We start from the raw sequence: 22192 nt of genomic DNA, 5'->3' as shown, positions 1-22192 counted from the left end.
CCATTTTGTTGATGTAAGTGTGTTGTGATCGGAGGGAGTTAAAGAGAATGTCTAAAAACTTCGTTCGTAAAAACGAATCGATTGAAGATTCTCTTCGTCGCTTCAAACTTTCAGTATCAAAAACTGGTACTTTGCAGGAAGCAAGAAAGCGCGAATTCTACGAAAAACCTAGTATTAAACGTAAGAAAAAGTCTGAGGCTGCTAGAAAGCGTAAGTGGTAAGAGAGGGTGTATGTAATGAGTCTTCTCGAGCGTTTAAATGAAGATATGAAACAAGCGATGAGGAATAAAGAAAAAGAAAAGCTAACTGTCATTCGTATGATTAAAGCTTCGCTTCAAAACGAAGCAATCAAGCTTGGTGAAGAGCTTAACGAAGAACAGGAGCTGACTGTCCTTTCTCGCGAAGTTAAACAACGCAAGGATTCCCTCCATGAATTTGAAAAAGCAGGTCGTGAAGATCTTGTTGAAAAAATTCGTACTGAACTTCAGTATGTCGAATTATATATGCCAAAACAGCTCTCAGAAGATGAAGTTTCAAAAATTGTTGCAGAAACGGTTGCTGAAACGGGTGCTTCTTCAAAAGCTGATATGGGAAAAGTGATGGCTGCTATTATGCCTAAGGTAAAAGGCAAAGCAGATGGTTCACTTGTAAATAAACTTGTACAACAACACCTTTCATAAAACTATGCAATAAAAGACCGATAGCCATTGGCTGACGGTCTTTTTTATTTGGTGTTCACTTATCTTATTCGTATCCTTTAGTCTATGAAAGCCTAAACACTGCTGGAATGATTTACGTTCATTTCTTGGTTATACTTATAATGCAGCCGCTTTGTAAATACTAATTATATTGAAAAATAAAAATGAAACTTTTTAATGATTGAATCGTAAATACATATAGAATCAATTTTGCGGTTAAAGGGGGGAATGTTTTGATTGCCAGAAGAGCAATAACCGCCTTTTCATTGTTCTTTGCTCTGCTGCTTTTGGGAAGCCCTTTTCAAGGAAAAGCCAATAATGAAAAAGTGCTGATTGTTCCTATTGAAGAAACTGTGGAAAAAGGGCTTTATGCATTTTTAAATAGAGCGGTCCACACAGCTGAAGAAGAAAATGCCTCAGCCATAATATTTGAAATAAATACACCCGGAGGGGCAGTGGATGCAGCCGGGCAAATCGGAAGGCTGTTAACCTCGACAAATGTAAAAACAATATCTTTTGTTAATAAGCAGGCCTTATCCGCAGGTGCCTATATAGCATTGAATACGGATGAAATATACATGGTCCCGGGTTCAACAATGGGTTCAGCAGCGATTATTGACCAGCAGGGTAATACGGCTGGCAAGAAAGCGGAATCATACTGGTTTGCAGCTATGCAGAGTGCTGCCTCACAAACGGATAGAGATCCTGTTTATGCACTTGCTATGGCAGATGAATCGGTGGATCTGCCAGATTTAGGAGCGCCGAAGGGAAAGCTTCTTACCCTAACAGCTGAACAGGCTAAAGAGGTGGGTTATTCGGAGGGCACAGTAGATTCAAGAGCGGATTTACTGAAAGTGCTCGGGTTTGAGGGAGCTGCTATACAGACAATTGATGAAAGCTTTGCAGAAAAGGTGGCCCGTTTTATTACCCATCCTGTCGTTATACCAATTCTATTATCTATCGGAAGCCTCGGGCTTGTTCTGGAGCTGTATTCACCGGGCTTCGGCATTCCTGGGTTCATGGGGTTATCGGCTCTGCTCCTTTTCTTTTATGGCCATATGGTGGCCGGCCTGGCAGGATATGAAACTTTAATTTTGTTTGTAATAGGTATAGGTTTAATAATAGCTGAGTTTTTCCTTCCTGGAGGAGTTGCAGGAATAGCTGGAATAGCAGCAGTACTGGGCAGCCTGTTCCTGGCTGCTGACAATGCAGCCCATATGGGAATGTCTATTTTAATTGCTATGGGAGTTTCAATATTGGCATCTATATTAATGATAAAGGTGTTTGGTAAAAAAATGAAATTCTTCAAAAAAATAATATTAACCGATAGCACAAATACAGAAAAAGGCTATATTTCAAATAAGAGCAGACTTGAACTGATTGGCCTTGAGGGTTATGCACTTACAGCCCTAAGGCCATCTGGTACAGTTGTCATCGCGGATGAGCGGATTGACGTTGTCAGTGAGGGAGGCTTTATCCTTAAAGGGGCAAAAGTAAAAGTTGTTAAAGCAGAAGGCTCACGTATTGTTGTAAGGGAAGTATCTAATCTTGATTTAGATAAATAAAATCATCAGGAGGTAGGAATATGTTAGAAGCAGGGACAGTATTTGTTCTGGTTGCCGTTGTACTGGGTGTCATTTTACTTGGGATATTATTCACCTTTGTACCTGTAATGCTGTGGATTTCAGCATTGGCTGCCGGTGTCAGAGTCAGTATCTTTACATTAATAGGAATGAGGCTTCGCCGGGTTATACCAAGCCGTGTTATTAACCCGTTAATCAAAGCACATAAGGCAGGGCTTGATGTATCAACAAACCAGCTGGAAAGCCATTACTTGGCAGGAGGAAATGTTGATAGAGTTGTCAATGCATTAATTGCAGCACACCGTGCAAATATTGATTTAAGCTTTGAACGCAGCGCTGCCATCGACCTGGCAGGGCGCGACGTGTTGGAAGCTGTTCAGATGAGCGTTAACCCAAAAGTAATTGAAACTCCTTTCATTGCAGGTGTGGCGATGGATGGTATTGAAGTGAAGGCGAAAGCGCGAATTACCGTCCGGGCAAATATTGACCGTCTAGTCGGGGGAGCCGGAGAGGAAACAATTGTGGCGCGTGTTGGTGAGGGGATTGTCTCTACAATTGGTTCACAGACTGACCATAAGAAAGTACTCGAAAATCCTGATATGATCTCTCAGACGGTTCTCTCGAAAGGCCTGGATGCGGGGACTGCCTTTGAAATCCTTTCCATTGATATCGCGGACGTGGATATCGGTAAAAATATCGGTGCGGAACTTCAGACTGAACAAGCAGAGGCGGATAAGAAGATTGCCCAGGCTAAAGCGGAAGAAAGACGTGCAATGGCGGTAGCTCAAGAACAGGAAATGAAGGCTCGCGTTGAAGAAATGCGAGCGAAGGTTGTGGAAGCAGAGGCTCAGGTGCCGCTTGCCATGTCAGAAGCGCTCCGTTCCGGAAATATTGGTGTAATGGATTATATGAATATCCAAAACATCTCAGCTGATACCGAAATGAGGGACTCAATCGGCAATATGAGTGATGACGGCAAAAATGGCCGCAAAAATGACTAAATGATCCCCTATTGGGAGAAGGGAGGAAACTCTCTTGGAATTCTTATTGGAGAATCCTTTTATTCTCATTGCCCTAATCGCTTTTATTTCCTCCTTTTTCAAAAAAAAGAAGGAGGAAAAGCCTGTTAAACAGACTCCCCGTTCAGTACAGCAGGAGCAGCGGACACAGGCAGAAGGAACTTCTGCAGATTCTGCTTTGGCCGAAGCGCTAAAAGAAGAAAAAAGGCAGCAGGCAGAGAAAGCCAGAAGAATAGAAGAAGAATACAGGCAGCGTAAACAGAAGGCTGAAGAAAGCATGAAAGCTCTTCAGAATCAGCGGAGAGCTGCCGAAAGAAAAACAAATGCATTAGCGCGATCAGCTTCCAATAAAAACGCAGAGTACCCAAAGGAAGCCTCAGGAGCAGGGAGTTTGGAGCCTCGGAAACAGTCGCTTGTTGACGGAATTATCTGGTCTGAAATCCTTGGACCTCCAAGATCAAAAAATCCTCACCGATCCCTGAACAGGAAGCAATAAGAAAAGCGGAAGCGCCTTGCCCATCCCCGACAATGAACTCGGGGGGCAGGCAGCTTGCGCTAGACAGTTATCTAATTTCAGAATTGATACATTCTATTCTTATCAAAAATAAGTGCTAGAACCTCCTTTCATTTCATAAATATGAGATGAAAGGGGGTTCTTTTTTTATGGCAAAAAAGTGGGGACAATTCGTCCGCGGCTGGATGACTAAAAATATGGAGCTTCCTCAAGATGTCATGATGGATTTGCCCCGCATCACTATGATTGGGCAAATCCATATCTATATAGAGAACCACAGGGGATTATTGGCTTTTTCAGATAAGGAATTAAGACTGCTTTTGAAGCAGGGGCAGCTTTTAATTAGAGGGAAAGCTTTCGTTATAAAAACGATACTGCCAGAAGAAATATTGCTGGAGGGGAAAATTGACTCAGTTACTTATATTACAGACACTGATTAAGAATTCAGGGGGAAGGAAATGAAGAACCAGTGGATCGAATTTTACAGGGGCCTTGTAACAGTTAAAGCAAGCGGGAAGGGAATAGAAAGATTCATTAATGCGCTTACCCGCAGCGGAATCAATATCTGGAATGTGAAAAACCATGGAACACAATCAGTCACCTTCAAAATGAAATTGGAAGATGCCAAAAAAATAAGGAGCCACGCCAGGAACAGCGATTGCAGAATCGAGTTCCTGCAGCGGGCAGGAGCTCCATTCCTTGTGAAAAGGCTGCTGAAAAACAGTGGATTTGCTGCTGGTGCCCTCGCGTTTTTTGCAGTCATTCTCCTATTATCCAATATGGTTTGGGGAATAGAGATTAAGGGTGCAAATCCTGCTACTGAATATCAGATCATCAAAGAATTGGACAAGATGGGGGTTAAGAAAGGAAAGCTGCAGTTCTTTGTAGATAATGTGGAATCTATCCAGCGTAATCTTTCAAACAATATTGAAGCCATTACTTGGGTCGGTGTGGAGTTAAAAGGGACAACCTACCATTTGCAGGTCGTAGAGAAAAATGAGCCTAATAAGCCTGAGTATTTAAGTCCGCGTCATTTGGTAGCGAAGAAGAAAGCAGTCATTGTAGATATGTTTGTCGAAGAAGGGCGTCCAGTCGTTGATATACACGATCATGTTCAGCCAGGACAGCTTTTGGTCTCAGGGATAATCGGGAAAGAGGGCCAAACAGAGACTGTTCCTTCGAAAGGGGAGATTTTTGGGGAGACATGGTATAAATCTGAAGTTATTCTTCCGCTTAAGAGCACTTTCAAAGTCTTCAGCGGCAATGAAAAAGTCAAGCATGCACTTACGGTCGGAAACCTTGAAATTCCAATATGGGGATTTGGGAGCCCGGAGTTTGAAGAGTATGAGTTAGAGGAAAATGAAAAAAGAGTAAAATTCCTGAAGTGGGAGCTACCTATTTCATATGTGAATAAAACGTTCCGTGAAAGGGAGCAAGTCACAAGAATATATTCCAATAAAGAGGCATTTGAAGCAGCGAAAGATTTGGCAAGAAAAAAAATAAAAAGCAGCTTAGATGAAAATGCTAAAGTTATGGGAGAAAAAGTTTTGCACCAATCAATTGACAATGGTAAAGTAACAATAGCAATACATTTCCAAATTATTGAGAATATTGCAGAAGGACAACCAATTATTCAAGGAGATTCGGAATGACAGAAGACTTGAAAACAATGAATCTGCAGCTGGAAGACCCAAACGAAGCAATTGCCCTATTGGGAAATTCGGATGCAAACCTAAAAATTATTGAGCAAGAACTGAATGTTTCCATTGTAACCAGAGGAGAATCTGTATTTGTGTCTGGAGAAATGGACAAGGTAGAACTGGTTGGAAAGGTTCTGGATAAACTGCTTTATGTAATCCGGAAAGGGATAAATATAAGTCAGAGAGACGTTATGTATGCTCTTCAAATGGCTCATAAGGGTACACTTGAGTACTTCAGTGATTTATATGAAGAAGAAATTACAAAAAATGCAAAAGGCAAGTCCATTCGTGTTAAGACATTAGGCCAGCGTCAATATATTCAAGCAATCCGCAGAAATGACCTGGTTTTTGGCATAGGTCCGGCAGGAACAGGCAAGACCTATTTGGCTGTTGTCATGGCCGTAAATGCTTTGAAAAATGGGAATGTGAAAAGGATTATCCTAACCCGTCCTGCAGTCGAAGCGGGCGAGAGCCTTGGGTTTCTGCCGGGGGATCTAAAGGAAAAAGTCGATCCTTATTTAAGGCCATTGTATGATGCTTTGCATGATATTTTAGGTGCAGAGCATACACAAAGAATGATTGAAAGAGGCACGATTGAAATTGCACCGCTGGCGTACATGCGCGGAAGAACTTTAGATGATGCCTTTGTGATCCTGGATGAAGCGCAAAATACCACTCAAGCCCAGATGAAAATGTTTCTAACCCGGCTGGGCTTCGGCTCAAAAATGATTATTACTGGAGACAAAACGCAAGTTGACCTTCCAAAGGGAGTAAAATCCGGCCTGATAATGGCTGAAGATATTCTCAAGGGTGTAAGCGGGCTATCATTCGTTCATTTGGAACAGAGTGATGTTGTGCGGCATCCGCTTGTGGCCAGGATTATCCAGGCATACGAAAAAGAAAATCACCAGTGAACCGTTAAGCCGCCGACTTTGGCGGTTTTTTCATTGAGTAAAATAATTCAGCGGAATAAATGAATAACAGGAATCACCATGGAATTATTTGCTATTAATGAAATGTTTAGGTAACCTGTTAATAGATAGGCCTTTTTCTTGGTGAAAACCTTTAGAAAAACTGATATGATTTTACATAATTAATACTGAAATGCATATTTAAGTTTGTTGGAATTTTTTTACCCAGGACAGGAGGGGTAAATGTGCCAAACCTTCAGCAGAGTATGACTACAATCAGAAATTTGCTTAATATGACCTTTTTTCGTGTTCTCTTATTTATTCTCTTGGGTATTGTTATGTATTTTTCCATGTATAGCAATGTAAAGCCTGAAAAGCTGGATTTAGGCCTGTTCTCTGTTGCTGAACAGACTATAAGGTCACCGATAACAGTTGAGGATAAAGCAAGCACAGAAAGAAAGAGAAAAGAAGCAGAAAATAACGTTAAGGATATTTACGTTGTTAAAAAAGAGATTGCACAAAACAGAGTTGACCTGGTTACCTCCATTTTCGGTTCCGTATCGGAAGTGAACGATGAAGTAAAAGAAGAGATGGAAAAGAAAGAGAAAGCTGCTTCAAATGAGGCTGATAAAGAGGCAGGGGCACCAGACCCTGCAGACCCTGGTCCTGAAGATAAATTGGCCATGGTTAAAGAAAAGCTCACTGATGACGTAACAAGAGAGGTATCAGATGGTGTTTTCCTTTCTTTGCTGCAGGCAAAGGAGGGAGAGCTGAGCATTGCAAAAGACCTTACGGTAACGGCCATCAATAAAATTATGAATAATGAAATTCCGGCTGAACAAGTGGAGAACGCGAAAAAGCGTGTTGAAGAAGAACTAAAGTTTACCAGTTTAAATTCAGATTTGAAAAAAGCTGCAATAGAACTGGGACGTTATGCTATATATCAAAATCAATTTTATGATCCTGCTGCCACGGAAGAATTACGGCAGCAGACTGTTGAGAGTGTCGAGCCGGTTAAAATCCTGCAGGGACAGATTATTGTAGAAGAAAATCAGCTGATCAGCAGGGACATATACAGGCAGCTGGAACTTGTAGGACTCCTTGACAGTGTTAATTCGATTCAGCCTTTTATCGGATTATCGCTCATAATCGTCATTGTCTTATCGGCCCTTTATTATTATTTTCATGAAATGAACGTGCAGCGGGAATTAAAACAAAGTTATTTATTGCTGTTTAGCCTTATTTTTATCTTATCCATATTGCTGATGAAGGTCATCAGCCTATTCCAATATGCTGATTATTCAGAGATAGGATACATTTACCCTGCAGCTATGGGAGCTATGCTGATCAAAATACTAATTGATGAAAAGCTTGCCATGTACTATACGATCATTATGGCTATCACAGGAAGCGTAATTTTTAATGAAGGTGTCACTGGCACATTTCAGCTGACATCAGCCATTTATATCCTCTGCAGCGGCTTGGCTGCCATATTGTTTCTGAGCAAGCAGAATCGCCGTTCCAAAATATTGCAGGCTGGTTTATTTGTATCTGCAGTAAACATACTTGTTATCTTTTCAATGCTTTTCTTAAGAAACGGTCACTATGATACGATTGAATATGGATTTTACTTTGTTATCGCTCTGATTTCAGGCATTTCGTCTGCAGTGCTGGCAATTGGCCTGCTGCCGTATTTCGAGGCAGGCTTTGGAATATTGTCTACTATGAGGCTGATCGAGCTATCTAATCCTAATCATCCCCTGCTGAGAAAGATCCTGACTGAGTCTCCAGGAACTTACCATCATAGTGTAATGGTTGCCAATCTTTCTGAGTCAGCGTGTGAAGCTATTGGTGCAAATGGCCTTCTCGCAAGGGTGGGCTGCTATTATCACGACATCGGAAAAACAAAGCGGCCTCAATTTTTTATCGAAAATCAGGTTAATATTGAAAATCCGCATGATCGGCTCCCTCCGCAGACAAGCAAGAATATTATTATCGCCCATGCTGCAGATGGTGCTGAAATGCTGAGGAAGCATAAGATGCCGAAGGAGATAGTAGATATCGCCGAGCAGCATCATGGAACAACATTGCTTAAATATTTTTACTACAAAGCAAAACAGAATGGGCTGGAAGTAAAGGAAGAGGACTACCGCTATCCGGGACCAAAACCGCAATCAAAAGAGTCGGCAGTAATCGGCATTGCTGATAGTGTAGAAGCCGCAGTCCGTTCCATGGCGCACCCTACAACAGAACAAATTGAGGAACTGGTCAAAAAGATTATCGCAGACAGGCTTCAGGATGGACAGCTGAATGAATGTGATTTAACCTTAAAAGAGCTGGAAACCGTTTCACACTCGTTCTGCGAAACGTTAAACGGAATTTTCCATTCACGTATAGAGTATCCTGAAATGACAAAACAGAAGGTGAAACAGGCATGAATTTAAATATTGACTTTTTGGATGAGACAAATGAGCTTCAGGAAAATGAAATAGCCAAAATTGAAGAGCTTATTAATTTTGCTGCCTCTAAAGAATCTGTGGAGCCGGGAAGCGAAGTATCCATTACATTTGTGACCAATGAGCGCATCCGCGAAATTAACAGGGAGTATCGGGATAAAGATCGGCCGACAGATGTTATTTCTTTCGCAATGGAAGAATTGGGTGAAGGTGAAATCGAACTGAGAGGGGCCGATATGCCCAGAGTCCTGGGGGATATAATTATCTCCGTTGCGAAGGCGAAGGAGCAGGCGGAGGAGTATGGACACTCTTTTATTAGGGAGCTTGGTTTTTTGGCGGTCCATGGCTTCCTTCATCTTCTTGGCTATGATCATGAAAATCCAGAAGATGAGAAAAAAATGTTTTCCCGCCAAAAGGATATATTAGATGAATTCGGGCTCACGAGATAGAAAGGTCCGGAAACATAGTGTCCTCAGATCCTTTTCGTTTGCTTTTTCCGGCATTAGAACAGCAATATTGGATGAAAGGAATCTGCAGATACACTTGGCGGTGTCGATAGCTGTTATTATTTTTGGAGTATTCTTTGGCATTTCCAGCTTTGAATGGATGATCATTCTCCTGGCCATCGGGGGCATGCTCTCACTCGAACTGCTGAACACAGCCATTGAAAGGGTTGTGGATCTGGCAACAGAAGATTATCATCCCCTTGCAAAGCAAGCGAAGGACATTGCTGCTGGAGCAGTATTGGTGTATGCAATTGTAAGTGTAATTATAGGCGGGGTTATATTTCTTCCTAAAATTCTCATGTTTTGCAGTAATCTGAAGCTGTCCTGATGGGCAGCTTTGCTTTTTGGCTTTTTCCATATAAACAGCAAAGCCTGACAGGATTCTGCAGAAATAAATAAGCATGTGTTTGAAAACGCCAACTGAATCCGCTAAAATGACAGAACAGCAGTTAATATTGCAGGCTGGGGAGATGTTGTGGAATCTCATTGAGAATGGTGGCTTGGTTCAAAATTTAATCAGCCTATATATTTTTAGAAAATTCAATTTTTTTATTACGTTTTTTCTACAAACGATGAAAATCAAAGTAAAATGTTGTAAAATAAAAGAGAAGCGGCTGCTTCTTACAGAAGAAGCTATTGAGCGTCTCTGCTCAATCTAACTAAGCCCATTACAGTTCCAAATATTGGTTATTAATGGCGTGGGGAGCAACTCGCTTTACAGGAAAGGAAGAAATATTTGTGAACAGCGATCAACTAATAAAAGAAGCAAAGATTGCAAGAGATAGAGCATATGTGCCATATTCAAAATTCAAAGTAGGAGCAGCACTACTAAGCAGTGACGGGCAGGTCTTTCATGGCTGCAACATCGAAAATGCTGCGTACAGCATGTGTAATTGTGCTGAGAGGACTGCGCTTTTTAAAGCGTATTCTGATGGCGTAAAAAGTTTTTCAGCCATAGCTGTAGTTGCTGACACAGACCGTCCTGTTCCCCCATGCGGTGCATGCAGACAGGTAATAGCCGAATTATGTCCGCCTGAAATGAAAGTGGTTTTAACCAATTTAAAAGGGGATATTAAGGAATTAACAGTTGAAGAATTACTGCCAGGAGCATTTTCACCGGAGGATTTACATGAATAACACTACGACACCAAAAGGACACAAATCAGGGTTTATTTCCATAATCGGCAGACCGAACGTAGGAAAGTCAACGTTCTTAAATCGCGTAATTGGGCAGAAGATTGCGATTATGAGTGATAAACCGCAAACAACGCGGAATAAAGTTCAGGGTGTCCTGACAACCAATGACGCACAATATATTTTTATCGATACGCCAGGAATCCATAAGCCAAAGCATAAACTGGGAGACTTTATGATGAAAGTTGCCCAAAATACACTTAAAGAAGTGGATGTCATCCTGTTTATGGTAAATGCACAGGAAGGCTTTGGACGCGGTGAAGAATTCATACTTGAGAAATTTCAGTCAGTCCGTACACCGATTTTCCTTGTAATCAATAAGATTGACCAGGTACACCCAGATGAACTACTTAAAATTATTGAGTCTTACAAGGAAAAGTACGGGTTCAGCGAAATTATCCCTATTTCTGCTTTAGAAGGCAATAATGTTGAGACGCTGTTAGGACAGATTAAAGAATATATTCCGGAAGGGCCGCAGTTTTATCCGGCTGATCAAGTAACGGACCACCCGGAGAGATTTATCGTTTCCGAACTGATCAGGGAAAAAGCGCTGCATTTAACAAGAGAAGAAATACCGCACTCGCTTGCTGTAACCATTGATAAAATGGAGCGCCGCGAAGATAAGGATGTCGTTCATGTAATGGCTACTATCATTGTGGAACGTGATTCCCAAAAGGGCATTGTGATTGGAAAGCAAGGCAAAATGCTCAAGGAAATCGGAAAAAGAGCAAGGGTTGATATTGAGAATCTTCTTGGGTCAAAGGTCTTTCTGGAGCTTTGGGTCAAAGTCCAAAAAGACTGGCGGAATAAAATGTCCCAGCTCCGTGACTTTGGCTTCCGTGATGATGAGTACTAAACCCGGCCCTAATTAAAGTATTATTCATTTCTGGTTTATATGCATACAGGTGATTGACAATATTTTCGTCTCATGATTTTACAAAGACAGGCTATGATATAGATAAATGTATTGGGATAAAAGAAATTGCTAGTTGAATAACTGAAAGGTGGGGTTTTCGATGATGGATTTTACCTGGAGAGTGTTTTCCCAGACAGGAAATATTGACACATATCTTCTCTTCAAGGAGCTAGAAAAGGAAACTCAGGATATACCCGGCAGCAATGATGAAGAGCTAGCAGAAGCTGATTTTCCCATCTCATAGGTTTGTCGAAAGACAGGGATGGTGTCACAGTTGCTTGATAAATGTGAAGGCATCGTCATCAGGACAACTAACTATAGTGAAACAAATAAGATTGTTACTTTATATACCCGTGAATGGGGAAAAGTTGGTGTGATGGCACGAGGTGCGAAAAAGCCAAACAGCAGATTTGCTGCTGTCACCCAGCTTTTTACATACGGGAATTTTTTAGTTCAGCGTGGAAGCGGTTTGGGTACCCTGCAGCAGGGGGACATGATTTCATCCATGCGGTCCATTAAAGAAGATATTTTTCTGACAGCTTATGCAAGCTATATTGTCGATTTGACTGATAAAAGCATCGAGGATAGGAAGCCTAACCCATTCTTATTCGAATTGCTGCATCAAACGCTAAATTTAATAAACGAAGGATATGACCCTGAAATTCTCACAAACATTTATGAAATGAAAATGCTGAATGCTCTGGGTTTATATCCGGTACTTGATCAATGTTCTGTCTGCGGAAGCACTGACGGACATTTTGCATTTTCTATCCGGGAAAACGGCCTGATTTGTCACCGCTGCCTTGATAAGGATCCTTATCATTTTAAAGTGTCGCAGGCGACAATTAAGCTGCTTCGCCTGTTTTACTTTTTTGACTTGTCCCGCCTCGGCAATATCTCTGTCAAACCTGAAACCAAAGCTGAATTGAAAAAGATTATTTCTGCCTATTATGAAGAGTATTCAGGCTTAAACTTGAAGACAAAAAAATTTTTGAATCAAATGGCAAAGTTCAATGATTTAATGAAATGAGTTTCTTTATAAGCATAGCGTTTCGGCTTTTGTTATTATTGACAATTTAAATCCATTCCGCTATGATTCAAATTAATAAAATATAATTGCTGTGAAGGAAAAGAGTACTTAACATTTTCTAATTAAAGCGAACCCGGGATAGTGGGAGCCGGGCATAGATGGTTAAGGAAGGGCGTTCCAGAGCAATATTGTCTATTGACAACAAAAGAGGCTGCAGTCAAAAGCGCAGCAAATAGGGTGGAACCGCGGGTAAACTCTCGTCCCTATGCCATTGGGCATAGAGACGGGAGTTTTTTATGTTCACAGAAAGGCGGAAGCGCAATAGGTAGGCAGCTGCTAAGTCCATAAAGCTTTACTTTAAAACAAATAAGAAAGAGGTGTCCTATGAATATTCAAAACATGATATTAACACTTCAAAAACATTGGTCTGAACAGGGTTGTATCTTGATGCAGGCTTATGACACTGAAAAAGGGGCAGGTACAATGAGCCCGTATACATTTTTAAGGGCGATTGGACCAGAGCCTTGGAATGTGGCTTATGTAGAGCCTTCACGCCGTCCGGCCGATGGGCGCTATGGAGAGAATCCAAACCGGCTTTATCAGCATCATCAATTTCAGGTGATCATGAAGCCATCGCCGGATAATATTCAGGAGCTTTATCTTGATTCATTGAAAGCGTTGGGCATTGATCCGCTTGAACATGATATCCGGTTTGTAGAAGATAACTGGGAAAATCCTTCTCTGGGCTGTGCAGGCTTAGGATGGGAAGTTTGGCTTGATGGCATGGAAATAACGCAGTTCACATATTTCCAGCAGGTAGGCGGATTGGAATGTAAGCCTGTATCTGTTGAGATTACATACGGAATTGAAAGGCTCGCATCTTACATTCAGGACAAGGAAAATGTGTTTGACCTTGAATGGACTGACGGGTTTACGGTTAGAGATATTTTCCTGCAGCCTGAGTTCGAGCATTCGAAATACACATTTGAAACGTCTGATCAGGAAATGCTCTTTAATTTGTTCAATATTTATGAAAAAGAAGCACATAGACAAATGGATGAAGGACTTGTGCACCCAGCATATGACTATGTATTAAAATGCTCCCATACTTTTAATCTGCTTGATGCAAGGGGAGCGATTTCTGTAACAGAAAGAACAGGCTATATCGCACGATGCCGAAATCTGGCCAGAAAAGTAGCCAAAACTTTTTATGAAGAGAGAGAAAAACTTGGCTTCCCAATTTTAAAGGATAAGGAGGAAGGATCTCATGAATAAGAAAGATCTTCTGCTGGAAATTGGACTCGAAGAAATGCCTGCCAGATTTGTCACTAATTCAATGAATCAGCTTTCAGATAAAGTGAAATCATGGCTTTTGGATAAGAAAATATCTTTTGACGAGATCAGCGCCTTCTCTTCTCCACGCCGTTTGGCTGTTCTTGTAACGGGAGTAGATACCGCCCAGGAGGACATAAATGAGGAAGCGAAAGGACCTGCAAAAAAAATCGCTTTAACCGAGGATGGAGAATGGTCTAAAGCTGCGGTTGGATTCAGCCGGGGCCAGGGGGCTTCTGTTGAAGATATATTCTTTAAAGAAATTAATGGGGTTGAATATGCCCATGTCAGCAAATTTATTAAAGGGAAAGAAACAGCAGCCCTGCTGCCGGAACTCCAGCAGATTGTTACCTCGTTATCATTCCCAAAGAATATGCGCTGGGCAAACCAGGAACTGCGTTTTATCAGGCCGATCAAATGGCTTATGGCATTATTCGGAAATGAAGTCATTCCTTTTGCAATCACGAATGTTCAGACTTCAAACCTTACTAGGGGCCACCGTTTTCTGGGTGAAGAGATTGAAATTAACAATCCTTCTGATTATGAAAAGTCCCTGCTGTCTCAATATGTGATAACTAACCCTCAGGAAAGAAAAAGTGCTATTCTATCACAATTGGAAAAAATTGAAGAAGAGAATGACTGGGTGATCCCTGTCGATGAAGATTTATTGGAAGAAGTAAACAATCTTGTTGAGTACCCGACAGCATTATATGGCCAGTTTGAAGAGGAATACCTGGAGCTTCCGGAAGAGGTTTTAATTACTTCCATGAAGGAACACCAGCGCTATTTTCCGGTAAAATCCAAAGAGGGTAAGCTGCTTCCTTACTTTGTTACTGTCCGAAATGGATCACATGAACATTTGGAGAAAGTGGCTAAAGGAAATGAGAAAGTATTACGGGCAAGACTTTCTGATGCAGCTTTCTTCTACAGGGAAGACCAAAAAACGGAAATTGCGGTATCGCTGGAAAAACTTAGAAACATTGTTTACCATGAAGAAATTGGAACTCTTGCTGAGAAGGTGGACCGTGTTCGCCAGCTGGCAGCTAAACTGAGTGAGAATCTTCATTTCAGTGATGAAGCAAAGGCCGTGACAGACCGGGCTGCTGAAATCAGCAAGTTCGACCTTGTTTCGCATATGGTTTATGAATTTCCTGAGCTGCAAGGTTTTATGGGGGAAAAATACGCCATGCAAAAAGGTGAAAAGGAAGCTGTGGCGCGTGCAATCAATGAACATTATATGCCGCGCAATGCAGAGGACCAGACGCCTGCAAGTGATGCTGGTGCAGTACTGTCTATTGCTGAAAAGCTGGACACAATTGTGTCTTCCTTTGCAATAGGGATTATCCCAAGCGGCTCACAGGATCCATATGCTTTAAGAAGGCAGGCAACGGGTGTGATCCAGACTTTATTGGCAAAAAACTGGGATTTGAAACTCGAAGAATTGATTGCATTATCTACTGAGTCTGTTCTTAATTCTCAGATTGGAAAGAAATCAAAAGGTGAATTAATGCAGGAACTGGTTTCTTTCTTTAAATTAAGAATCAAATATATGCTCCAGGAAAAGGCAGTGCGCTATGACTTAATTGAAGCTGTTTTAGGCAGTGAAATCGGTTCCGTGCCTTCACTTGTAAAAAGAGCTGAAGTATTGGAATCCCAAAAGGATGCTGAAGGTTTCAAGGAAAGCATTGAAGCTCTTAGCCGAGTTATCAACATTGCTTCTAAGGCTGAGAATAAAGGTGACATAGATAGCAGCTTATTTGAAAACGAATACGAAAAAGCTCTGTTCAACAAATATTTGTCAGTGAACGAGGAATTAGGAAAAGAGGTTACAGAAGAAGCTGCCTTTAACCTGCTAATAAGCATGAAACCTGAAATTGATCAATACTTCGAGCATACTATGGTTATGGATGAGAATCAGGAAATTCGCAGCAACAGGCTGCACCAGATGGCAAATCTGGCTGATGTGATAAAGGAATTTGCAAATATGAACGAAATTATAGTTAAGTAACGAGCTTAAATTTTGCGTTTTATGCTGGAATAGGATTAAATTTTAAGAGGGAAGACAGCTGCTATGGCTGTCAGGAAAGAGCCTGTTATATTGCTGACGGGCTCTTTCATATTTTGCACATATCAGGTGAAGTAAAGAAAACTATATATGAAACACATCTTTTCATTTATGACAAATAGTATATAATAATTATATAAAAGTATAACCTTATTTTAGTGGGAAATGAGTGCCATTAGCATACCTTTTTCAGATTAGGTGGTGAGGAAGATCGAATTAAATAAAAGGCAGGAAAAGATCATAGAAATCGTAAAGGAAAACGGGCCGATCACTGGTGAGAGTATAGCGGAACAGCTAAACTTAACCAGGGCGACACTAAGGCCGGATCTGGCTATCTTAACGATGGCAGGCTATTTGGATGCCCGTCCGCGTGTAGGCTATTTCTATACAGGGAAAACCGGGGCACAGCTGTTGACAGAAAACCTTCAGAAGCTTTATGTAAGAGATTATCAATCCATTCCTGTAGTTGTTAATGAAAATGTATCGGTTTATGATGCAATTGTGACTATGTTTCTGGAAGATGTCGGCACGCTATTTGTAGTGGACCAGAGTTCACTGCTTGTAGGGGTTTTGTCAAGGAAGGATTTGCTTCGGGCAAGTATTGGCAAGCAGGAGCTTAATTCCATCCCTGTTAATATCATTATGACAAGAATGCCTAATATTACAATGTGTGAAAAAGATGATTTGCTCATAGAAGTTGCTAAAAAGCTGATTGAAAAGCAAATCGATGCCCTTCCTGTTGTAAAAAAGACGGAGAAAGGGTTTGAAGTTAACGGCAGGATAACCAAAACAAACCTGACAAAAGCATTCTTGGCCCTGGCCGGAGAAAAGTAGCAAAGTAAGAAGGAGATGGTGTTGAAGAATGGAAAAATTGCCGATCATCTACGTCGTTTCGGACTCAGTGGGAGAAACGGCTGAACTTGTAACAAAAGCTGCCACGAGTCAGTTTAATGGCAGTGATATATTTATTAAACGCTTTCCATATGTTGAAGAAAAAGTACATATTGATGAAGTCATATCGCTGGCAAAGCTGGATAATGGGATGATAGCCTATACAATGGTTAAGCCGGATATGAGGAAATATATTAACCAGAGGTCTGCAGAAGAAGGGATATATGCTTTTGATATCGTCGGCCCTTTAATGGATCAAATCCAAAGAGCCTGCGGCATTACTCCGCTCTTTGAACCTGGACTGGTCAGAAAGCTTGATGAGGATTATTTTAAAAAGATTGAGGCTATCGAGTTCGCTGTGAAATATGATGATGGCCGAGACCCTCGTGGAATATTAAAAGCAGATATAGTGTTAATAGGCGTTTCAAGGACATCAAAAACACCTCTTTCTCAATATCTTGCACATAAGCGCCTTAAAGTGGCTAACGTTCCCCTTGTTCCTGAAGTTGATCCTCCTGAAGAGCTGTTTCTGGTCCCGCCGGATAAGTGCTTCGGTCTGAAAATCAGTCCTGAGAAATTAAACTTTATCCGAAGAGAACGTCTAATATCGCTAGGTTTAAGCGATAATGCCAGCTATGCAAATATAGAGAGAATCAAAGAAGAAATAGGTTACTTTGAGAAAATCGTTTCCAAAATTAAATGCCCGGTAATAGATGTTACGAATAAGGCAGTAGAGGAAACAGCCAATATGATCTTAAATCAATACCGTAAAAGCTTTCCGAAAAGCTAGCACATAAATTTTTTATGTGCCTTTTCTTTTTGTGGTGCGGCATGAAGGCTGATTAGCTTAATGTAAATATGATCAATTCTAAGATGGGATTTTAACAAAAAAACCAGGAAATTAAATTATATTCATTCCAGATAAAATAATGGCAAAATAGAGATTAATGTACTATAATAAAAAATTGTGATAAAAATGTACCCGAATAGGTTTAGAGTTCATTGCGAAGGAATAAACTATTTATTGTGGCATGTCAAGCTTTCGTCCAAGAAAAAATTCGACATATCTCACTATGCAAAAGTTATTCATGCAAAGAAGGATAATGCGGAGTGATGTAGAATTATTAGAACATTAGGCAAACCAAACATTATTGTGGATGCTGATTCCTGTCCCGTAAAAGAAGAAATTGTCGAAATAGCCAATTCCTTTACAATGGATGCAGTGTTTGTTGCTTCTTATGCCCATATGAAAAATGACCTAAATGGGGCTGTCTGGAAATTTGTTGACAGCAGTAAGGAAGCTGCTGATTTATTCATAATGAATTATGTGAAATCAGGAGACGTAGTGGTAACTCAAGATATTGGATTGGCCTCAACTCTTTTGCTGAATGGTGTTTATGTCCTTTCTCCCAGGGGAATTTTATTTGAAGAAAATGAAATTCGGACCGCGCTTGAAATGAGGCATCTTTCAGCGAAAGCGCGAAGAAGAGGTGTTTATGGGAAAGGCCCAAAACCATATAGCCGAGAGGATCGATCCAGATTTGTGCAGAAATTGACAAAGATTTTGTCGAATTTTGAAGGAATTCAGTAAGGTTTATCGAATACCTGAGTAAGTAATGGAGTTGTTCATATGGCAGAACGGATCGCCGAGGAGAAAGTAAATGAAATTCGGCAAGCTGTAGATATTGTTGATGTCATTGGCGACTATATTCAATTAAACAAGCAAGGACGCAACTACTTTGGGCTTTGTCCTTTTCATGGCGAAAATACTCCTTCCTTTTCTGTATCACCCGAAAAGCAAATCTATCATTGCTTTGGATGCGGAGCTGGAGGTAATGCATTTTCTTTCTTAATGGAATTAGAAGGATATTCCTTTCAGGAAGCTGCCTTAAAACTCGCTGAAAAAGGAAATATCAAGCTTGAAATTGATGCGGCATCTGCAGCATCAGCAAAATCAATGCCAGTAGATTTACAGCAGATGATGGAAGCGCATGAGCTTCTACGTAAATTTTATCACCATCTGCTCGTAAACACAAAAGATGGTCAGCATGCACTTGAATATTTGCTTAATAGAGGCTTTACAATGGAATCGATCGAAAAATTTCAAATCGGCTATTCATTGAAGTCCTGGGATTTTGTCTTCAAGTTTCTGACTAAAAGAAAATTCCCGGCAGATGTTATGGAAAGAGCTGGACTGATTATCAAAAGGGAGAAAGATGGGAACTATTTTGACCGCTTCAGAGATAGAATCATGTTCCCGATTTTTGACCGCAGCGGAAATACGATTGCTTTTTCGGGAAGATCACTTGGGGACGATGAGCCCAAATACTTAAATAGCCCTGAAACTGCAATCTTCAATAAAAGCAAAACTTTATATAATTTTCATTTGGCGAGACCACAGATTAAAAAATTGCAGAGGGCCGTTCTTTTTGAAGGGTTTGCAGATGTAATCGCCGCTGATCGCGCTGGTGTCGGCAATGGCGTTGGTACGATGGGCACTGCTTTAACGGAAGAACATGTTGCTTCTTTAAGAAGAAATGTTCAATCAATCACGATCTGTTATGATTCCGATAATGCGGGTATTGAAGCCGCATACCGGGCAGCAAACCTGCTAATGGAAGCAGGCTGCCAGATCAGAGTAGCGCTCATGCCTGATGGATATGATCCGGATGATTATATTAATGAATTCGGCGAAGAAAAATTTCGTCATGATGTAATCGAGTCCAGCATAACCTTTATGGCATTTAAGCTTCTTTACCTCCGCAGGGGCAAAAGGCTTCAAAATGAAGGAGATCGTCTCCTTTATATCGAAGAGGTATTAAAGGAAATCAGCCAGCTGGATAAAGCAGTGGAAAGAGATCATTATCTGCGCCAGCTTGCGAATGAATTCTCCCTTTCTCTGGAAGCCTTGAAAGAGCAGCAAAAACAGGTCTTTTATACGGAGAAGCGAAGGAATAGCCAGAAGGGGAAAGGTACTTTCGAACCTCAAAAACGGCTGCAGACACCAAAAAGGGCTGACAGTCTTAAACCCGCCTACCATACAGCGGAGAGAAGGCTAATCGCCCACATGCTCAGGAATAGTGACATAGCATTTAAAGTTCAGGATATGCTTCAGGGAAACACATTTAACATCGATGAGCACCAGGCAATTATTACCTATCTTTTAGGTTTCTACGAAAAAGGCCATACGCCTGATCCGAGTGCATTTATAAATTTTATAAAAGATGAAAAGCTTAAGCGCATTGTGGTGGATATAGAAATGATGTCCATAAACGATGAAATAAGCGAACAGGAATTATCAGATTATCTCAAACAGGTGTTGAATTATCAAAAGATGTTAAAAATAAAAGAAAAACTAAAGGAAGAAAAAGAAGCAGAACGACAAAAGGATTATGCTAAAGCGGCTTTAATTGCAATGGAGATCCTTCATTTGCGTAAGTCACTATAAGAAGGCTGTGTGCCTTAATAAATGTTTTTGGGGATTAAGCGTCTCCTAAGGAATAGTTCCATTTGCAAGATGTGTTAAGAATGTGTGTGATTTTTGGAAGGAGGGGGACATATGGCTGAAAAGTCGGCCCGTTCAAAAGAGGTTGATACAGAGTTGACCCTTGAACAAGTAAAAGATCAATTAGTTGAAATAGGAAAAAAGACAGGTGTCCTTGCCTATGATGATATAGCAGAAAGATTGTCTCAATTTGAACTCGATTCCCACCAAATGGATGAATTCTATGAATTCCTCGGAGATCAGGGTGTTGAATTAGTCGGAGATAATGAAAATGACGATCCAAATGTACAGGAGCTTGCAAAAAATGAAGAGGAATTTGACCTTAATGATTTAAGTGTCCCTCCAGGTGTGAAAATTAATGATCCTGTCCGTATGTATTTAAAAGAAATTGGACGTGTTGATTTACTCTCTGCAGAGGAAGAAATCGCACTTGCCAATCGAATTGAGGAAGGCGACGAAGAAGCAAAAAGGCGCCTGGCAGAAGCTAACCTCCGATTGGTTGTAAGTATTGCCAAAAGGTATGTGGGACGCGGGATGCTGTTCCTTGACCTTATTCAGGAAGGAAATATGGGATTGATAAAAGCGGTTGAAAAATTTGACTACCGCAAAGGATTTAAGTTCAGTACGTATGCAACATGGTGGATACGCCAGGCTATCACAAGAGCAATTGCTGACCAGGCCAGGACCATTCGTATTCCTGTGCACATGGTTGAAACCATCAATAAATTGATTCGTGTCCAGCGTCAGCTTCTCCAGGATCTTGGCCGTGAACCAACACCAGAAGAAATTGCTGAAGATATGGATTTAACTCCGGACAAAGTAAGAGAAATTCTTAAGATTGCACAGGAACCTGTTTCATTAGAAACACCTATTGGTGAGGAGGATGACTCTCACTTAGGTGACTTTATTGAAGATCAGGATGCCACTTCTCCATCAGAGCATGCGGCATATGAGCTCCTGAAGGAACAGCTTGAAGATGTTCTTGACACACTTACTGACCGTGAAGAAAATGTTCTTCGTCTTCGATTCGGACTGGACGACGGCCGAACCAGGACTTTAGAAGAAGTTGGCAAGGTATTTGGCGTTACCCGGGAGCGTATACGTCAAATTGAAGCCAAAGCCTTAAGAAAGCTGCGTCATCCCAGCAGAAGCAAACGGTTAAAAGACTTCTTAGAGTAAAAAATAATTGCCCGTGGATAGTTTACTTCTTAAAATGGAAGTAAACTATTTTTTTTGACTGGATGTGCTTTGGTTGGATGAAAACAGAAAAAAGGTCATTGTTAACGAAATTCTGTATTGGAAGAAAAGCCGAATGCTTCCTGATCGATATTGCGACTACCTGCTGGCTCTTTATACGGAAGGAAGTCAGCTGAAGGAAATAAAAAAGCATAAAAATAAAATGGTGTTATATCTTGCCAACCTTATTTTCTTGCTGCTTATTCCAATTTCTGCTTTATTAATTTATTTTACTGAATTGTCTATTATTTTGCAAACCGCCATTTTAATTCTTTTTATTTCCGCGTGTATTTTCTTTGTTTTTTATTTTTCCAGTAAAGCAAAATTGATGCATATTCCCATCATCTCAGCAGCTTTAATATTACTGATGGGAGCTGTTGGGCTTGTATCCGAGATATATCCTGAAAACCAGAAAGTACTCTATGCTGCCCTAGTGATCAATTGTGTTCTTTGGCTGTTTGCGGGTTTAAAATTTAAGTTTCAATATTTATGGATTTCAGGGACACTAGGTTGCTTTTTAATAATTATCTCTATATTTGTATAATAAAATATTTTAAAAAGTTTTTAAATGTTGAGAAAACTCTTACATCCCTTATATAATAGTAATGAAAGCGTATACAACATTTGTGTTTGAGG

Annotated in this window: 23 protein-coding genes and 1 other annotated feature; all 23 genes read left to right on the top strand. The window is 40.7% G+C overall.

Annotation, left to right across the window (positions count from 1 at the left end):
- The first annotated feature begins 47 nt into the window (after nt 1-47).
- The 23 genes from rpsU (at nt 48) to ACEQ1T_RS05990 (ending at nt 22100) form a co-directional block, all read left to right on the top strand.
- Nucleotides 48-221: a 30S ribosomal protein S21 gene (gene rpsU / locus ACEQ1T_RS06100; protein ID WP_370222088.1), complete on the top strand. Its 174-nt coding sequence runs from the start codon at nt 48-50 to the stop codon at nt 219-221.
- 15 nt (nt 222-236) lie between these two features.
- Complete coding sequence (locus tag ACEQ1T_RS06095) at nt 237-680, top strand: GatB/YqeY domain-containing protein (protein ID WP_206838806.1); 444 nt, start codon at nt 237-239, stop codon at nt 678-680.
- 251 nt (nt 681-931) lie between these two features.
- Complete coding sequence (locus tag ACEQ1T_RS06090) at nt 932-2263, top strand: nodulation protein NfeD (RefSeq protein WP_206838805.1); 1332 nt, start codon at nt 932-934, stop codon at nt 2261-2263.
- Nucleotides 2264-2283: 20 nt separating this feature from the next.
- Nucleotides 2284-3282 carry a flotillin-like protein FloA gene (gene floA, locus ACEQ1T_RS06085; protein ID WP_206838804.1) on the top strand — a complete coding sequence of 333 codons (999 nt, stop codon included), beginning with the start codon at nt 2284-2286 and terminating at the stop codon, nt 3280-3282.
- Nucleotides 3283-3316: 34 nt separating this feature from the next.
- Nucleotides 3317-3796 carry a hypothetical protein gene (locus tag ACEQ1T_RS06080; protein ID WP_206838802.1) on the top strand — a complete coding sequence of 160 codons (480 nt, stop codon included), beginning with the start codon at nt 3317-3319 and terminating at the stop codon, nt 3794-3796.
- Between the two features lie 167 nt (nt 3797-3963).
- A complete protein-coding gene (gene yqfC / locus ACEQ1T_RS06075; protein ID WP_035331147.1) occupies nt 3964-4254 on the top strand; it encodes a sporulation protein YqfC in 291 nt (96 codons plus the stop codon).
- An 18-nt stretch (nt 4255-4272) separates the two neighbouring features.
- A complete protein-coding gene (gene yqfD, locus ACEQ1T_RS06070; RefSeq protein WP_206838800.1) occupies nt 4273-5466 on the top strand; it encodes a sporulation protein YqfD in 1194 nt (397 codons plus the stop codon).
- On the top strand, nt 5463-6428 hold the full coding sequence (locus ACEQ1T_RS06065) for a PhoH family protein (protein WP_206838798.1): 966 nt from the start codon (nt 5463-5465) through the stop codon (nt 6426-6428). The genes yqfD and ACEQ1T_RS06065 overlap by 4 nt, the downstream gene beginning before the upstream one ends.
- 242 nt (nt 6429-6670) lie before the next feature.
- A complete protein-coding gene (locus ACEQ1T_RS06060) occupies nt 6671-8863 on the top strand; it encodes an HD family phosphohydrolase (RefSeq protein ID WP_206838796.1) in 2193 nt (730 codons plus the stop codon).
- Nucleotides 8860-9330, top strand: coding sequence for an rRNA maturation RNase YbeY (gene ybeY, locus ACEQ1T_RS06055; RefSeq protein ID WP_206838795.1), 471 nt, complete (start codon nt 8860-8862; stop codon nt 9328-9330). The genes ACEQ1T_RS06060 and ybeY overlap by 4 nt, the downstream gene beginning before the upstream one ends.
- Entirely contained in the window at nt 9308-9715 is a 408-nt protein-coding gene (locus ACEQ1T_RS06050) for a diacylglycerol kinase family protein (RefSeq protein WP_370222086.1), read from the top strand. Before ybeY ends, ACEQ1T_RS06050 begins: the two co-directional genes overlap by 23 nt.
- 365 nt (nt 9716-10080) lie before the next feature.
- Complete coding sequence (locus ACEQ1T_RS06045) at nt 10081-10524, top strand: cytidine deaminase (protein ID WP_211202479.1); 444 nt, start codon at nt 10081-10083, stop codon at nt 10522-10524.
- Nucleotides 10517-11437 (top strand): GTPase Era, encoded by a 921-nt coding sequence (gene era / locus ACEQ1T_RS06040; RefSeq protein ID WP_206838791.1) that lies wholly within the window; start codon nt 10517-10519, stop codon nt 11435-11437. Before ACEQ1T_RS06045 ends, era begins: the two co-directional genes overlap by 8 nt.
- Nucleotides 11438-11597: 160 nt before the next feature.
- The gene (locus tag ACEQ1T_RS06035) at nt 11598-11741 is read left to right on the top strand and encodes a YqzL family protein (RefSeq protein WP_009332996.1); all 144 of its coding nucleotides are present in this window, start codon (nt 11598-11600) and stop codon (nt 11739-11741) included.
- 30 nt (nt 11742-11771) lie between these two features.
- Nucleotides 11772-12527, top strand: coding sequence for a DNA repair protein RecO (recO, locus tag ACEQ1T_RS06030; RefSeq protein ID WP_370222085.1), 756 nt, complete (start codon nt 11772-11774; stop codon nt 12525-12527).
- 82 nt (nt 12528-12609) lie between these two features.
- Nucleotides 12610-12795 (top strand) — a binding site (T-box leader).
- 116 nt (nt 12796-12911) lie between these two features.
- Nucleotides 12912-13802, top strand: a complete 891-nt coding sequence (gene glyQ / locus ACEQ1T_RS06025) for a glycine--tRNA ligase subunit alpha (RefSeq protein WP_113882800.1) — start codon at nt 12912-12914, stop codon at nt 13800-13802.
- Nucleotides 13795-15867 (top strand): glycine--tRNA ligase subunit beta, encoded by a 2073-nt coding sequence (glyS, locus tag ACEQ1T_RS06020; protein ID WP_370222084.1) that lies wholly within the window; start codon nt 13795-13797, stop codon nt 15865-15867. The genes glyQ and glyS overlap by 8 nt, the downstream gene beginning before the upstream one ends.
- 255 nt (nt 15868-16122) lie before the next feature.
- Nucleotides 16123-16758, top strand: coding sequence for a helix-turn-helix transcriptional regulator (locus tag ACEQ1T_RS06015; protein WP_009332992.1), 636 nt, complete (start codon nt 16123-16125; stop codon nt 16756-16758).
- 28 nt (nt 16759-16786) lie between these two features.
- Nucleotides 16787-17605: a pyruvate, water dikinase regulatory protein gene (locus tag ACEQ1T_RS06010; protein ID WP_206838787.1), complete on the top strand. Its 819-nt coding sequence runs from the start codon at nt 16787-16789 to the stop codon at nt 17603-17605.
- Nucleotides 17606-17968: 363 nt separating this feature from the next.
- Nucleotides 17969-18406, top strand: a complete 438-nt coding sequence (locus tag ACEQ1T_RS06005) for a DUF188 domain-containing protein (protein WP_370222083.1) — start codon at nt 17969-17971, stop codon at nt 18404-18406.
- 39 nt (nt 18407-18445) lie between these two features.
- Nucleotides 18446-20263: a DNA primase gene (gene dnaG, locus ACEQ1T_RS06000; RefSeq protein ID WP_370222082.1), complete on the top strand. Its 1818-nt coding sequence runs from the start codon at nt 18446-18448 to the stop codon at nt 20261-20263.
- A 111-nt stretch (nt 20264-20374) separates the two neighbouring features.
- Nucleotides 20375-21499, top strand: a complete 1125-nt coding sequence (gene rpoD / locus ACEQ1T_RS05995) for an RNA polymerase sigma factor RpoD (protein ID WP_206838784.1) — start codon at nt 20375-20377, stop codon at nt 21497-21499.
- A 73-nt stretch (nt 21500-21572) separates the two neighbouring features.
- On the top strand, nt 21573-22100 hold the full coding sequence (locus ACEQ1T_RS05990; RefSeq protein WP_370222081.1) for a hypothetical protein: 528 nt from the start codon (nt 21573-21575) through the stop codon (nt 22098-22100).
- Nucleotides 22101-22192 lie beyond the last annotated feature (92 nt).

Source organism: Cytobacillus sp. (genome assembly GCF_964223445.1).
Lineage (GTDB): Bacteria > Bacillota > Bacilli > Bacillales > Cytobacillaceae > Cytobacillus.
This window is presented reverse-complemented; position numbering and strand designations above follow the sequence as displayed.

What these genes read in the sequence shown, in the direction of transcription:
- rpsU (WP_370222088.1), top strand. Translation starts at nt 48, where the DNA reads ATGTCTAAAAACTTCGTTCGTAAAAACGAATCGATTGAAGATTCTCTT.
- ACEQ1T_RS06095 (WP_206838806.1), top strand. Translation starts at nt 237, where the DNA reads ATGAGTCTTCTCGAGCGTTTAAATGAAGATATGAAACAAGCGATGAGG.
- floA (WP_206838804.1), top strand. Translation starts at nt 2,284, where the DNA reads ATGTTAGAAGCAGGGACAGTATTTGTTCTGGTTGCCGTTGTACTGGGT.
- yqfC (WP_035331147.1), top strand. Translation starts at nt 3,964, where the DNA reads ATGGCAAAAAAGTGGGGACAATTCGTCCGCGGCTGGATGACTAAAAAT.
- yqfD (WP_206838800.1), top strand. Translation starts at nt 4,273, where the DNA reads ATGAAGAACCAGTGGATCGAATTTTACAGGGGCCTTGTAACAGTTAAA.
- ACEQ1T_RS06065 (WP_206838798.1), top strand. Translation starts at nt 5,463, where the DNA reads ATGACAGAAGACTTGAAAACAATGAATCTGCAGCTGGAAGACCCAAAC.
- ybeY (WP_206838795.1), top strand. Translation starts at nt 8,860, where the DNA reads ATGAATTTAAATATTGACTTTTTGGATGAGACAAATGAGCTTCAGGAA.
- ACEQ1T_RS06050 (WP_370222086.1), top strand. Translation starts at nt 9,308, where the DNA reads ATGAATTCGGGCTCACGAGATAGAAAGGTCCGGAAACATAGTGTCCTC.
- ACEQ1T_RS06045 (WP_211202479.1), top strand. Translation starts at nt 10,081, where the DNA reads ATGGCGTGGGGAGCAACTCGCTTTACAGGAAAGGAAGAAATATTTGTG.
- era (WP_206838791.1), top strand. Translation starts at nt 10,517, where the DNA reads ATGAATAACACTACGACACCAAAAGGACACAAATCAGGGTTTATTTCC.
- ACEQ1T_RS06035 (WP_009332996.1), top strand. Translation starts at nt 11,598, where the DNA reads ATGATGGATTTTACCTGGAGAGTGTTTTCCCAGACAGGAAATATTGAC.
- glyQ (WP_113882800.1), top strand. Translation starts at nt 12,912, where the DNA reads ATGAATATTCAAAACATGATATTAACACTTCAAAAACATTGGTCTGAA.
- glyS (WP_370222084.1), top strand. Translation starts at nt 13,795, where the DNA reads ATGAATAAGAAAGATCTTCTGCTGGAAATTGGACTCGAAGAAATGCCT.
- ACEQ1T_RS06010 (WP_206838787.1), top strand. Translation starts at nt 16,787, where the DNA reads ATGGAAAAATTGCCGATCATCTACGTCGTTTCGGACTCAGTGGGAGAA.
- dnaG (WP_370222082.1), top strand. Translation starts at nt 18,446, where the DNA reads ATGGCAGAACGGATCGCCGAGGAGAAAGTAAATGAAATTCGGCAAGCT.
- rpoD (WP_206838784.1), top strand. Translation starts at nt 20,375, where the DNA reads ATGGCTGAAAAGTCGGCCCGTTCAAAAGAGGTTGATACAGAGTTGACC.